Source organism: Reichenbachiella sp. MSK19-1 (genome assembly GCF_003590315.1).
Lineage (GTDB): Bacteria > Bacteroidota > Bacteroidia > Cytophagales > Cyclobacteriaceae > Reichenbachiella > Reichenbachiella agariperforans.
In genome coordinates, this window is sequence record NZ_MIER01000015.1 from 120,664 (window position 1) to 135,753 (window position 15,090).

Sequence of the window (15,090 nt, forward strand, 5' to 3'; positions counted from 1 at the left end):
ACAGGGAGGACCTGCTCTAGGTGGATTGGGTTGGAATTCGGTGCGGCACACGCCGTTAAAAAACAAAAAACTACAATTACTATCTGGCTATTTCTTGACATTCTATTTCTCTTCTACTGCTTGATATGACACCTACTCAGTTGAACCCAATCGTCTCTGGTACATCTGATGATTGACCATCCGCACCGAATCCACCAACTCTTGGTAGGGCGTATTCGTGATGGTTACAAACCCTACATTGTAGTTTTCTCCGTCCTCACGTCCAGTCACCGCTTGATCCGTGTACTGAAACCAATGTGCCCCGACAATCTGTGGATTGGCTAGCGCACCACGGATGTACTCGGCATACTTGTGTCCTCTATCGGCTTGGTTTTTGGCCACCTTCACGCCAGGATGCGTATGTCCGCGATCGGTCGCTCCGAAGTGATACTCTCCGATCATGATGGGGCGATCTATCTCAGTCGGCAGGCTCAAATTGGCGATGCTGTACTCGTACTTGTTGAAACTCACTATGTCGCAGTACTCCGCAGCAGCAGCCACCGTTAGGTCATTGTTGGCCCAGGCAAAACGACAGCCTAGGTACATCTGATTGGGAGCGATACGATGAAGCTCTTCGCTCACTATTCGAAAATAAGTTTCAGCGATCTTCCCATAAAACGCATTCAAATCGGATTGTGCATTTTCCAATCCCTCATGCTCTTGGCGAATTAGCAAATCCTGCCATGAGGCATAATCCGTCTTCCATGCGCCATTCAATGCTTTGATGTCGATGTATTTTTCTTGAAGATCCTTGACAAACTCAATTTTGGAAGCTTGAGTAGCTGGGCTATGGAGCGCAGCGATAGCCAAAGAACCTTTCAATCCCCAGGACATTTCATTGTCCACGAAAAAGCCCATACACCATGGATCACCTGCACCCTGTCGCTGTGAAGCCATGTTGTCACGCACTGCGAGCCTAAACGCAGGATCAAACACATCGTGAAACTTGCCCCAAAACCCCTCAGACCCTTCGATTTTGGGGGTATTGCGAATCCAGACAGTACCGACATAGGGTGTTCGTTGTTGTGCTTTGAGTTGTGCATCGGACACATTGCCGAGCGTATTCATCCCCCAGTATCGCATACGTCTGTGTGTCAAATCAAGGAACTCTTCTTTCCATGTATCACCGAATGTTCGGTAGAGGTTGGCCTCCAAAAAACTGTAAGCTTGGAAAGGTATTTTGTCCTTGTAAAAACCATGGGAGGCCCAAGTACCAGCTCTGTAAAACTGCCCCAAAGGCTCAAGTTCGGTGGGTAACCCTTCAAAATAGTCCTCTCTCCCATCTATACCTGTCAATGTCATGTTGGCATTGACACAGTTGAGTCCATTGCTCCAAAACAAACGTCCCTCTGGGTCTACCATCCACCATTTCCCTTCATACTTTTCCACTCTAAAAAAGCCAGTAGCTTTGCGTAGTGGCCCTTGAGCATAGCCCCCGTATGGATCAAATATCCATCCTGATTTCGAGGCACTCATTGTCTCGATCTCTTGGGTGTAGTTGTCTTTCAACTCTTGTGTGCTGTGCGTTTTGCTTGGCCAATCTTGATGCTTGTATTGACCAAATGAATCAATGAAAGGTAAAAATGATTCGGAGGAATGCGACTGTAGTGACCCTACAGCCCACACATCGTGCAGCACAAATACGGTCTCACGAGTCGCATACCTAGGCCTGAACTGTATCGATTGAATTTTAGCCAAATCGGTTTTGGTCATGCCTGGAGCTCCACGCATCCCGACAAGAGGAACTGTGGGTTCGTTGATCCATGGCGTCCACGCTAGGTTGACCGTGATCGTGTCCGTTTGGCCTGGCACCAAGTCGATATAGTCCGAACAGTACCAGCGTACAAGACCATCGGGATCATTGCCTACAAACATCTCTGCCTGCATGGGCTCACTGCCGATGTTGGAAACCAAGGCCTGGACTTGCCATGTATCCCCCAACTCCCATGGTTGGTTTGCCGCACTGCGTAGCGTCAAAAATTGCCCTTTTACTTCTTCGTTGGTACGGATGCGTAAACCTTCTCCACCGTCTGTATTGATCAACTGATAGTCTAGTCCCGACACTTGCAGGCGTGAGGTATCTAGGCTGCCCTGTGCGTCAAACAACAAACTGGTACGGTCACTATTTGTCATACGTTGATCAGCGCACGATGACCACAGCATGGCTGCTACCAAAAATAGTTTGGGTATTGAAATGGTTTTATGAAAATACACTTGAGTGCTTTTATACGGATTGGAAAAATGTTGCTACCTCGAGTGAGGCAGCAACAATTACTAAATCAAACTACTTATTTCTCGTCACTCCCTTTCGTAGAGCCAGCCTCTCCTTTGCCTACATGGGTCGTTTTTCTTTTGCCTCTGAACCCTTTGATGCACTGGTAGTCATAGGACACATACTCGTGTGTGAGACCAAAACCGAAAATTGCAAATGGCTCTTCGGTATCTTTGGTTCTATCCAGTCCTATTGCATGTGGTGGAGCAGGGATGGAGGCGATGATGTCAAAATTGATCCCATCAGGAGACCACTGTACGGTGTTCTTTTCTGGGCCGTCAGTGGTGATCAGCGAAGCAATCCCTCCCTTGTGCGGCCATACGCAGATTTCGTGTCCACTGTTGGAGATCGGATTGTACGGCGACTTGACATAGGGTCCTTTTGGGTTGTCCGCGATGGCGACACCATGTCTGATTTGGCGTCCGCCAAAAGTAATTTGTTCTCCCATTTGCTCTCCTTTGTAGTAGAGATAGAACTTGCCCTTGTATGGCAAAATACATGGATCATGAACTTTGTGACTATCAAAATCCCCTTTTTTCTCCACTTTGAATCGGTTGTCTTCGGTACCTGCCCAGACGCCATTGTCAGCAGGGCTGAGGATTGGTTCTTTGCTTTTCGTCCAGGGGCCATGAGGAGAATCAGACCATGCCAGACCGACTTGATTTTTTACCCGTACGTTGTAGGGGGATTTGACGGTCTGGTAGCTGAGGTAGTACATCCCCTCCCACTCCATGATCTCGACGGTGAATACTGAACGATCGTCATAGGCTCCTTTTTCGCCACGAGCGACGGCCATTCCTTCTTCTTTCCAGGTGATGCCGTCTTCGGACGTTGCATACCAGATATCACATCTATCCCATGGAAACACCTTTTCGGTTTCGATATCTCCGGCAAAACCGTCTGTCGGACCGACACTCTTGCTATACCATACGAAATATTTGCCATCGACCTTAATCAAGGCACTTGGGTCTCTACGAACCACTCCTTCTTCATAAGCCAAGTCTCCTTGGAGATAGAACTGCTCAAACTCACCAAACCACTCGTTGGTCAACTCATCGGGCCACCTCAGTGCACGCTTGGATGCTGCACTCAGGTGTGTCGTGTCTGTGATCCCCAAGAAGTCTACCTTTTCTGGAGTGATAACAATCTTGTCACAATCTTTTTCGGCCACCGGTGGCTGACAGGCATTCAACCCTGCTGCTACCATCAGCGCTACTGCTATCTTTTGTAATCCCATTTTTTTGCTCATTATGTTCTAATTTATCTTCCCTAATTACATCTCTTATGCCTACAGACCATTGCCAATCGCTACGATCACAATACCCAAGATCATGCAGGTCAATCCCAAATACAGGGCATTTTTTGATTTGGAAGAGGCATTGATCCACTCTTTGGTGATCAAGCCACTGACTATCGCCACGGCTACCGATACGGTATTAAATATAGCGTATCCTACTGTCCCCCCTGTACTACCGAGTTTGAAAGCTGCATACGCAAATCCGGCAGATGCCGCGAAGTTGAGTATCCCCATCACGGTCGCCAACCCTGCGTTTCTACCAAAACTCGGTGAGTTGAATTTTGACCACAGCTTCTTGGCAGTCAACTGCTGGATGAAATAAACTGCGATGGCTACTCCTCCAGCCATGTAGATCACATACATCACCGCTACAGCACTCATCCATTCGGGATTGCCCTGCGTGATGACCGCCTCATGAATGACAGCTCCTCCGACGGTATTGGCATAGCTGAATCCTGTAGCGAGCAACCCGCCCACCACAGCAATCAAAATACCTGTAGCCATCGAGCCCTTTTTCTCCTGGGTTCCTTGTTCATCGGCTTGGCGCATAATACCCGCTTTGCCATTGGCCACTACCCCTACGAGTACCACGAATATCCCTCCCATGATCGTCGCAAAGACTGGCCTCTCTGGCAGTCCATTGATCACGAATGGTATCAATGACCCCACCAATATGATCGTCCCTATGAAAAGAGAGAAACCGAGTGACAAACCGATATGGTTGATGGCCTTGCCCCACATCATCACGCCAATACCCCATAGCAAACTCGCTACGACCATGCCGATCAGTATGCCCGTAGGGATGGCTGCCAGCACTTCACTGAACCCATCGATCAGTAGAAATGCCGCTACATTGGGTACCACGAAAGTGTTGATGGCAAAAAACAAACTCCAAGTGTTTTCAAATTCGAAATCCTTGGTAAATTTCTCTGGCAAGGCATACAGCCCTAGCATCAGTCCGGCCAATACGGCCCATAGTATTCCTTCTATCATGTTCTTTAGATTTTAGAGTCAAAAATCAAGAGTCAAGATTCTCTCTTGCTTCTATGAGTCATGGCTCATGGTTCTCATTTATTAAAAATCAAATCTGTACACCGTCTGGCTCTTGTATGGTGCTCCTGCTGTCGCAAATACTTCTGGAGCTCCTGCTATATTCGGGCCGTTGGGATAGCGGTGGGTCTCGCAGCAAAAGCCACGGTATCTACCGTACTGCTCTCCCGATTCACGATGCAGCGCATCGGAGGTGAAATAACCAGAATAAAATAACATGCCTGGCTCGGTCGTCAATATCTCCAACTTGCGGTCAGTGGCTGGTTCGTCAAAAATCGCCACCTTACGTAGCTCCGTATTTTCATCAAACACATAATAATGCTCGAATCCAGTCTCCATCTGAGCAAGTGCCTCGCTGAACCTTTTTCCTTCACGCAAATCCGACGGATCCCCTACCACAGACGCCAGTTCCCCGTTGGGTACATTGGTTGTGTCTGGTTTCAGGTAGCAATCTGCCAAAATGGTTGCTTGGGTATCTTCAATCGTTTTTTGAAACCCCGACAGGTTGAAATACGAATGATTGGTGAGAGAAAGTGGTGTCTTTTGGTCCGTCGTAGCATGGTAACTAATGGACAGCTCGTTGGCCTCATTGAGCACGAACTGCACGGTGACTTGCACATTGCCAGGAAATCCCTCTTCCATGTGAGGGCTAAAAAGGCTCATCGCTACACCTCCATCGATGACTTCCCCTTTCCATATTCGTTTGTTGAAAGCCTTGACACCTCCATGCAAGTGATTGGAGCCATCATTGGTCGCGACGCTATACTCTATTCCATCCACAGAGAATCTACCATCCTTGATGCGCGAAGCAAATCGACCCACCGTACACCCAAAATAAGGGGCATTCGCCAAATAGGCTTCAGACTGGTATCCTTCCATCGAATTGAACCCACACACCACATCGACATGACCATCCGCTGTAGGCAGCTCGATCGAACTGATCGTTGCACCGTAGGTAATGATCTTTACCTTCATTCCTTGGTCGTTGGACAAGACATATTGCTCGATGTCCTCACCTTCATATTTCCCAAATACTCTTTTCTCTACTTTCATATCATACTTTGTTTCAATGTCTACACATGCCCCGAATAAGGCACCAGTGCACTCTTCACTTCGTATGGTTCCAACTTGTTCCACTCAAAAGTGACTCCTATCCCTGGCTCATCTGAAGCTACAGCTCTGTGGTTTTCTACTATCAATGGACGAGTGGTGTACTCATCTATTGGGAAGCTGTGCACTTCCAGCCACCCACTGTTGGGCTGCGCAGACACCAAGCTCACGTGTAGTTCCTGCATCCCATGCGAACAAACAGGTGTGTTGTATTTTCTGGACAGTTCGGCCGCTTTGAGCCACCCTGTGATGCCTCCACAGTTGGATGCATCTGGCTGAATGAAACCTAGTTTGGCTTGCTCAAATGCATATTCGAACTCATGGATGGTATGTAGGTTTTCTCCCATCGCCAAAGGCACATTGGTTGCCTCTGCAATTTTGGCAAAGCCCAAATAGTCATCCGGAATCGTCGGTTCTTCGAACCACGTGATATCACACTCCTCCATCCTCTTGGAGCACTCGATGGCCTTGTCTACACTCATCGAGTAGTTGGCATCCACCATGAAGGTCACGTCTGGACCGATGTATTCGCGTACTGCCTTGATGCGCGCGATATCTTCGTCGAGATTTTCTCTTCCTATCTTGATTTTGACGGCATTGAAACCTGCTGCGAGGTAGCCCTTCATGTTGTTCAATAGCTTTTCGAGGGGAAACATCAAATCGATCCCGCCGCAATATGCCTCGCACGTATGCCCCGCACCACCAGCCATTTTCCAGAGGGGCTGGCCTGTCTTTTTGCCCTTGATGTCCCATAGCGCTATGTCCACCGTAGAGATCGCAAACGAAGCAATCCCACCTCTACCCACGTAGTGAATGTGCCACTCCATGAAATCATAAATCTCGTCAATGGCAGTACCATCCTTGCCTAGCAGAGCAGGTGCTATGTCATGCTCTAGCATCGCCTTGATGCTGTGCCCTCCTTTGCCACCTGTATAGGTATAGCCCGTACCTTCACTACCATCCTCTAGTGTGATCGTAGTAGTCACCAACTCGAAGTGCGTATGATCACCATGCTTGGCATCTGACAGCACCTCAGATAGTGGGACATTAAAAAGCCGTACTTTGATATTTTTTATTTTGCTCATTTTGAAAAGTCTATAGGCAATAGTCAGGAGCCCATATATCATGGACTCCCGACTACTTTAATATTTCACGTAAAACGTTTTCTTCTCCATGTACTGTTCGAAACCATATTTACCGTCTTCTCCTCCACTACCGCTGAGTTTGTAGCCGTTGTGGAATCCTTGGTGCTGTTCGCCATGTCCTCTGTTGACATAGATCTCCCCAAACTCCAACTCGTCGTTGAGTCTGAGGATTTTCTTCATGTCTGTCGTGAACACCATAGCAGCCAATCCGTACGCACAGTCGTTGGCCCAAGCGATCACTTGATCAAAATCCTTGAACTTGATAACAGGCAAAATCGGTCCAAAAGCCTCCTCGTGTACGATCGTCATGTCTTGGGTCACATCCGTGATCACGGTCGGTTCGAACCAGTGCCCTTTGTCAAATCCCTTGCCGGTAGGTTTCTTGCCTCCAAATGCGATCGTCGCGCCTTCTTCGATACTTTTCGCTACTAGATGCTCCATGTTTTTGAGTTCGTTGGCGTTGACTTTTGGTCCCATATCTATGCCCTCGTCCATCGGATTGCCCACTTTGATTGCGCGCGTCTTGACGAGAAATTTCTCCATAAATACGTCGTAGATATCCTCGTGCACATACATGCGTTCGTTGCAGGTGCATACCTGTCCGCAGTTGTCCCATCGTGAGTGAAAAGTCGCCTCTACCGCCTGATCTATGTCCGCATCCGCGAAAACTATTGATGGTGCTTTGCCTCCCAACTCCAACTGTACATGTGTCAAATTCTGCGCAGCAGTCTTGAAGATCGACTGACCTGCGGGCGTACTACCCGTCATGGTCACCATCTTGGTGATTGGATTGGCTACCAATGCTTCGCCCAATACACGACCCGAACCAGTGACGATATTCAATAGTCCCTTTGGCAAGCCAACTTTGTTGGCAATGTCACCTAACTCCAAAGTCGCCAGTGGTGTCTCCTGCGTAGGCTTCACCACGATGGCATTGCCCGCCACCAATGCTGGTCCGATCTTGCGACCAGCCAGTGCCAGTGGGAAGTTCCATGCCGTGATCGCTACGACCACTCCTCTCGGGATTTTGTGAATCCAAATGTGCTCATCAGGGTTGTCCGACTGGACGATATCTCCTTCTATGGCTCTGGCACCATCACAGGCATACTCGATGAAACTGGCCGTCACATCTACTTCGAACTTGGCCAACGACAGCAATTTGCCTTGCTCTCTGGTGAGCAACTCACCGAGTCTATCTCGGTTGGCACGAATCTCCGCTGCAAACTTCCTCAATAAGTCTGCTCTCTTTTTGGCTGGCCATTTTTTCCATTCCTTCTGCGCTGCTTCTGCCGCTTGGAGGGCGAGAACAGCATCTGCTTCTACTCCCATCGCCGTAGTAGCTACACTGCTCTCGTCGATCGGGCTATATACGGTATCTCTGTCTCCAGTCGTGGATTCTACCCACTCTCCGTTGATAAACAATTTGTAATCCTTCATTTTTTCAAGTATTTAGTACTAAGTAGAGAGCACAAAGACTCTTAATATTTTATAAGTAAAAGAGATTCAGTACTTAGTCTATGGCACCAAGTACTGAGCACTCATTAACGTCCCATCCAGCCTCCGTCGACTAGCATGATGCTGCCGTGCATGTAGCTGGATGCCGCAGATGCAAGGAACACTGTAGGTCCTGCAAAATCCGTCGCTTCGCCCCACCGTCCTGCGGGAATTCTAGAGAGAATCGACGCAGATCTGTCCGCATCGTTTCTCAATGCCTCGGTATTATCAGTGCTGATGTAGCCAGGTGCAATTGCATTGACATTGACCCCTTTGCCTGCCCATTCGTTGGCAAAAGCCATCGTCATCTGACCGATTGCTCCCTTGCTCGCAGCATAACCAGGTACGGTGATGCCGCCTTGGAAAGTCAATAGAGAAGCCGTAAAAATCACTTTGCCACTGCCTCTAGCAACCATTTCTTTCCCAATCTCTCTTGTCAAAATGAATTGCGCATTTTGATTCACTTCGATGACCTTGTCCCACATTTCATCTGGATGCTCGGCTGCAGGAGTTCGGAGGATGGTTCCCGCATTGTTGACCAAAATATCGATCACTGGAAAGTCTCCTTTCACTTCTTTGATGAACTCATACAAAGCGTTTCTATCCGAAAAATCACATGTGTAAGCCTTGAACTTTCTGCCCAAAGCAGTCACAGCCTTTTCGATTTCTGATCCATTTTTTTCCAGAGAAGCACTCACCCCGATGATGTCTGCCCCTGCTTCTGCCAAACCTACGGCCATGGCTTTGCCGATTCCTCTCTTGCACCCCGTCACTAGGGCTACTTTTCCTTCTAATTTGAATGTATCTAATATGCTCATTGTATCTTATGTTGTGTGAATTTCTATTGGTAGTTCTGTTTACTGTTGACAGTCAATCAAGTATTTCATGCCTGCAGGATTGTTATCGATCGTTTCGAAAATCGACTGGATATTATCCAAAGTATCCACTTGTGTGATGAGTTTTTCGAAAGGCACTTGCCCTGAATCTGCGATACGGATGGCCTCCTCATAATCCTCCTCCTCGTACAATCTCGCGCCCAATAGCTCGATCTCTGACCAGAAGAATTTGAACAAATCGACGGGTTTCTTCTCGCCACCATGGATGGCCACCATCACGATGCGACCTCTCACATTGACTACCTGCGTCATCGCCTCTACTCCAGGTGCTGAACCCGACACTTCAAATGCACAGTCAATCATTTTTTCGTTGGTGAGCTCACTGATGCGCTCTGTCAAACTTTCTTTGGCAGGATTGATCGTTGTGAACCCTAGGTCATTGAGCATCTTCAGTCTGTTTTCGTTGACTTCTGAGATGATGACATGCGCTCCCTTTTCTTGCAATACATACGCGATCAAAGTCCCAATAGGGCCACCTCCAATCACCAGCGTATGCTCACCAGCGACTACACGTCCGATTTTCACATCGTGACACGCCACTGCCAATGGTTCGATAAATGCACCATGCTTGAGCGACAAGCTCTCGGGCAACTTGTGCAAAGTATAGGCAGGCACCGTCCAGCTATTTTGAAAAGCTCCTTGGCTATCGATTCCGATAAACTTCAAGTTTTTGCCTACATGCGCAAAGCCTTTGTCAAAAGCGTGCGGTGCACCAAAGTGCAACGGACGAACTGCTACTTTGTCTCCTACTTTGACGTTAGATACGCCTTCGCCCAATTCAGCTACCGTAGCAGATGCTTCGTGTCCTACGGTCATCGGTGGCTTCACTCTCGCATCCATCACCCCGTGATAGATGTGTACATCTGTCCCGCATACGCCGCAGTACGCCACATCTAACCTTACTTCGCCCGCTCCAGGTTTGATCTGTTGACCTTCACCAATTTCGAACTTCCCTTTTTCTTTATAAAATGCTGCCTTCATCGTTTTGTCTCTTGTTATTCATTGTTGTAAAACCCACTTATTTGATTGTGACCTTCGCTACGCCAGCTTCCAATCCGTCTGCCGAGACGGTCACTTTGACTTCTCCTGTTTTGCCTTTGATGGATTGAAAAATCATCAAAGCCCTGCCCTGATCAGTGACCAGCGCATTGGTACTGTGCTGTTGCACATTGTACACCGACCCTGTGTCTACACCCAGCAGTCTCGCTTCTCCAGCGATATCGAATGTGATTTTTCTGTTTTGGTCTTTGACAGGGCGACCGCTTCTATCCACTAGCTGTGCTACGACATGTACTACATCGTACCCATCTGCATCGATCTGCTGCTGATCTACCTTGAGCTCTACTGCATATGGAGCCGTGGTACTGTAAAGCACCTCCTCTATCTGAGTACCATCTAGCATACCGACCGCTTTGAGTTCTCCTTGAGCAAAAGGCACGGCCCACTTGTAGATATGATCTTCAAACTCCGACAAACCACGTTTGCCCAAGCTGCTGTCATTCAAAAACAACTCAATCTCATCACAGTTGGAGTACAGTTCGACACTGATCATTTCTCCCTCTTCGTACTCCCAGTAGTTGTTGACATCATGCCACTCCCAAAGTGCATGCTGCCAAGCCTCTGGATCTTTGGCCACCATGAGACCAGTAGCTTCGTCTATCGCGTTGATGGATCGATCGAGTGTCTGCGTAGCGATGTAGATGCTTGGTTCCTCGTTCCAGAGGGACTTCATCATGTAGTAAGACGGCTTGGCGAACCCCGCAAAATCCACTATCCCACTTCCCGTGCCCTTTTTGGGCCATGGTCCCCTGATCTCTCCCAAGTAATCAATCCCTGTCCACAAGTAAGTACCTGAAATAAACGGTCGCTCCATGATGGCCTTCCATTCATGGTATTGCGCCAGATTCTCTGTCCCCATGATGACTTTGTCAGGGTAGTTTTCATGTCCATAATCATAAAGAATACGACGGTAGCTGTACCCAACTATGTCCAAGGTCTGTCCATACCCAGTCAGATGGCTGGCCGAAGGCAGGATACAATTGGCCACTACAGGTCGAGACGTATCCATCTCTCTGGTCCATGCTGCGAGCTTCTGTGCCGTCTCTCCGATATCGTACTTGCCTCTAGGAAGAGTGTCCAATCTCTGAGCAATCTGCTCCGTATTGTAAGGTGGCTCTGACCAAAAATAGTTGCCATTCCAATCCATGTTGTTGAAAAACCCTGTGGCTTCTGCAGTCCGTGGATAAGTCCATTCGATCTCGTTACCGATGCTCCATTGGATGATACTCGGATGGTTTCTATGTGCCAACATGACTGACTTCAGGTCACTCTCAGCCCACTCCTGAAAATACTGTGACGCCCCTTGAGTCTCGTAGTGAACTTCTTTCTCCTTGGTGTTCCAGCGTTTGTCTTTGGGGTTGTCCCACTCGTCAAAAAACTCATCCTGTACCAAAAACCCCATCTCGTCGCACAATTGCAAAAACTCCTCAGAACCTGGATTGTGTGAAATGCGAATCGCGTTGCACCCCGCCTCTTTCAATACCTTAAACCTACGCGCCCACACGCCACGAGGTACTGCAGTACCCACAAGTCCACCATCATGATGCAAGCAGACCCCTTTGATTTTCATGTTTTCTCCATTGAGGAAAAAACCCTCGTTCGCATCGAAGCGGATCGTACGAATGCCAAAACGAGTTTTCTGCTGATCCACTGGGGTATCCTTGACATAAACGGTCGTGACTGCCTGGTAAAGCTTCGGATCATCTATTCCCCATAGTTGAGGGTGATCCACGGTCAGATTCACGTTGACCTTTTGCTGACTAGACTGTGCCAGCTTGATCTTTTCGGTTTGAGTCGCCACGACAACTCCCATAGGATCTACAATCTCCACGGTGTAGGATGCTTTGGTATTCTTGTCTAGTCCATTGTCCAAGGTAAACTCCATGCTGACGAGCGCTTGCTCGGTCGTCACTTCGGGTGTTTGGACGAAGGTGCCCCATATCGGTACACGCAGTTTGTGACTGGACACCAACTTGACGTTGCGGTAGATTCCCGCCCCCGTGTACCATCTGCTATCCGCATAGCGCGTATGATCGATCTTGACGACCAATAGGTTGTCTTTTCCATCTGCATTGAGATAGGGAGTCAAGTCATAGTAGAAGGGCGAATAACCGTAGGGATGCTCTCCGAGAGAATGACCGTTGATCCATACTTCGGAGTGATTGTACACCCCGTCAAACAAAATATGGTGCAAGCTGTCCTCGCTGACATGGAGGTCAAAGGTTTTCTGGTACCAACCGTATCCACCTCCATAGATGTAGCCTGTCGCTGGCGCAAACTGTGCATTGGCCTGATCGTAAGTCCCACCAATGACCCAATCGTGCGGTAGTCTGACCTCTGTCCATCCATCATCCGTTTGGAGATTGTGCGTGTAATCCCCGCCCATGACAGAGTCTTGTGTCAGTCTAAACTGCCAATCAAAATTAAAATCAACGGCTTCAGTCGCTTTTGCTCCCCAAGATATAGCCAAACCAAGCGCCAATCCGAGTACCCTATTTATTGTCCTTTTCATCCTTATTTCAATACTAATTTCCTTGTTAAAACTTCCCCGTAGTTGCTCACCCGAATCAGGTACACACCGCTAGGGAGTACAGAAGCATCCACGAGCATCACCTCCTGATCAATCCTTGCTTCTTGTGCTACTTGTCCCGATAGTGTCATGATTTGCCACTGTCCACCGACAAAATCAGGAGCCACTTCGAAGCGGACACTATCAAAACTTGGGTTGGGATATACTTTCATTTGTAGGCTGGTTGAGGCTATTTTGTCCTCAAGTCCCAGCACAGGATTCGAGCGATCGACCTCACGACTAAACCCATACACCTGCATGGCGACACTGCTCAGATGTCCACCTTCATCTGCGAAAGTCACTTTCACTTCGTTGCTATTTTGCAGCTGTTGGTAGGGTACAGGGATTTCTATCACCCCAAAAAAACTGTCTCTGTCCGCCTGATCATCTCCCCGAAAATCTACCAGCACATCTAGTGCGAACCCGTTGACTAGAACGGTCGGCACGAGAGACTTTCCATGTGCTCTACCCAAGCCTAGACGCAGCATAGCCTCACCATAATCCGCCAGCTGCACTCCCGAAATCGTAAATGTAAGTGGCTCATTGGCATGGATCTCTTGGAGGTAATCCGTCGCATAGTATTTCGTCTCTACGGAAGTTTGGTCAATACTCGGTGCCTCGTTCAGCGTCAGTTTGAGTATCATCGTCGCTTCACTCTCCAAGCTCACAGCCTCAGGTAGCCCTTGTTGATTGGATTGCTCAAGTACAGGCACCTGTCCCTCTAGGTAGAGGTGCTTGAGATCTGTCTCTTCCACTACAGCAGTCGACAGCCCTAGCGCGTTCAGCTCGATTTGGACTGCTTCGAACTTGAGGTTGTTGAGAATCACGTAAGCTGTCTTGCCATCAACATAGGCATCCACCAATAGGTCTAGTGAGGTGGCATAGCTGTCCACACGTGTCCCCTTGACTTCAGACCATAGCTGATAGGTCTTGACCATGTCCGAATAGACCCACTCTCCTGTATAGGCCTGTGGTTCGTCTGCCTTTCGCATCAACCGGTGGTTGTAAGTATCGTCCACCCCATTGGTGCCCCATTCTGCCTTTACAGGCAAAAAATTGAGGGTCTTGTTGATGATGTTTGCACGCTCCATGAACTGCATCATCATGGAGTTGACGGATTTGAGATGCAACCAATCTCTGTAGGGAGACCAAGCACCGAAATAATCGTGCATCTGAGCCCCATATTCGGAGATCATGAATGGCTTCACTTCTCCAAATTGCATATAACTGTATTGCTCCATCAAATCGAAGGTTGCCTCCATGTTACTGCCCTTTCGGTAGCGTTGCTTACCATTGTTGATCGAGGGAAAATCATAGAGATGGATCGTCCAATAATCCATTTTATCGCCAGACATATCCATGAAAAGCTTCCACCTTTCATTCCATTGCGCGAACCCTCGATTTTCATGGTCAGGAAATGCAGTACAAAAACCACCGATCAAGACATCGTCATTGTATTTTCGGATTTGGTCGGCGACTGCATTGTGAAACCTGAAGATCTTCTCTGGTTCATCTGTCCCAAAATCAACAAGATGCCAAAGTGGTTCGTTGATTACCTCTACATAAAGTGGCTTTTTGGCGCCTGTCGTACCTCCCGTACCGTAGCTATCTCGAATATAGCGCCCCATGTACTCCCCAGTAGCTGTCCCAAAAGGCTCTTCCTCAGTATCTACTTCTGAAAACGCCCATCCTCGGTTGGTCTCTTGACCATCAGGCCAAAAGGGGTGTAGCTGTGCCGCCAGGATTTGGTCATTTCTATCCTCATATGGATGCCAACTGGTCTGTGCAGCATAATTATTTTTGACTGTCGTACCGTAGCTCTCGATACCCGCAGGATCTGCGAATCCAGGACGAGCAGGGTCTTCGTCGGTATTGCTATTGAGCGCCCAGGAGATGCCTCCTGTATCACGCCCTAGGTACACATCGTACCCGTTCAAAAAGTCGTTTCTTAGGTCTGTTGTAAAATTGTCTCCGTCCCATTCTCGCTCCGTTGTATTGGCGTGAATCGCAACGAATTTGTTTCGGTCAAACTGGTCAATTTGGCCGACTTGGTGTTTGAGGTCGAGGTTGATATCTACGCGTACCTGTGCCTTGGCACCTATCGCGAGGCATAGCATTCCACAGGCAATATGTAAATATTTCAATCCCATGATTTATTC

The 15,090-nt window shown here is 48.3% G+C and carries 10 protein-coding genes; all 10 read right to left on the minus strand.

What is annotated here, in order from left to right:
• Window positions 1-132 precede the first annotated feature (132 nt).
• The 10 genes from BGP76_RS08965 to BGP76_RS09010 all read right to left on the minus strand — a co-directional run bounded on the left by BGP76_RS08965 (window position 133) and on the right by BGP76_RS09010 (window position 15,081).
• Window positions 133-2,172, minus strand: coding sequence for a beta-galactosidase (locus tag BGP76_RS08965; protein ID WP_221409866.1), 2,040 nt, complete (start codon window positions 2,170-2,172; stop codon window positions 133-135).
• A 155-nt stretch (window positions 2,173-2,327) separates the two neighbouring features.
• On the minus strand, window positions 2,328-3,560 hold the full coding sequence (locus BGP76_RS08970; RefSeq protein ID WP_252737015.1) for a glycosyl hydrolase: 1,233 nt from the start codon (window positions 3,558-3,560) through the stop codon (window positions 2,328-2,330).
• Window positions 3,561-3,599: 39 nt separating this feature from the next.
• Window positions 3,600-4,601 (minus strand): L-rhamnose/proton symporter RhaT, encoded by a 1,002-nt coding sequence (locus BGP76_RS08975; protein WP_119844409.1) that lies wholly within the window; start codon window positions 4,599-4,601, stop codon window positions 3,600-3,602.
• Window positions 4,602-4,682: 81 nt separating this feature from the next.
• Complete coding sequence (locus BGP76_RS08980) at window positions 4,683-5,711, minus strand: aldose epimerase family protein (RefSeq protein ID WP_119844410.1); 1,029 nt, start codon at window positions 5,709-5,711, stop codon at window positions 4,683-4,685.
• 20 nt (window positions 5,712-5,731) lie between these two features.
• Entirely contained in the window at window positions 5,732-6,853 is a 1,122-nt protein-coding gene (locus BGP76_RS08985) for a mandelate racemase/muconate lactonizing enzyme family protein (RefSeq protein ID WP_119844953.1), read from the minus strand.
• 57 nt (window positions 6,854-6,910) lie between these two features.
• A complete protein-coding gene (aldA, locus tag BGP76_RS08990) occupies window positions 6,911-8,350 on the minus strand; it encodes an aldehyde dehydrogenase (RefSeq protein ID WP_119844411.1) in 1,440 nt (479 codons plus the stop codon).
• Window positions 8,351-8,454: 104 nt separating this feature from the next.
• Window positions 8,455-9,219, minus strand: coding sequence for an SDR family NAD(P)-dependent oxidoreductase (locus tag BGP76_RS08995; protein ID WP_185146847.1), 765 nt, complete (start codon window positions 9,217-9,219; stop codon window positions 8,455-8,457).
• Window positions 9,220-9,264: 45 nt separating this feature from the next.
• Window positions 9,265-10,284 (minus strand): zinc-binding dehydrogenase, encoded by a 1,020-nt coding sequence (locus tag BGP76_RS09000; RefSeq protein ID WP_073124347.1) that lies wholly within the window; start codon window positions 10,282-10,284, stop codon window positions 9,265-9,267.
• Window positions 10,285-10,321: 37 nt separating this feature from the next.
• Window positions 10,322-12,874 carry a glycoside hydrolase family 2 TIM barrel-domain containing protein gene (locus BGP76_RS09005; RefSeq protein ID WP_119844413.1) on the minus strand — a complete coding sequence of 851 codons (2,553 nt, stop codon included), beginning with the start codon at window positions 12,872-12,874 and terminating at the stop codon, window positions 10,322-10,324.
• 2 nt (window positions 12,875-12,876) lie between these two features.
• Complete coding sequence (locus BGP76_RS09010) at window positions 12,877-15,081, minus strand: T9SS type A sorting domain-containing protein (RefSeq protein ID WP_119844414.1); 2,205 nt, start codon at window positions 15,079-15,081, stop codon at window positions 12,877-12,879.
• Window positions 15,082-15,090: the final 9 nt, after the last annotated feature.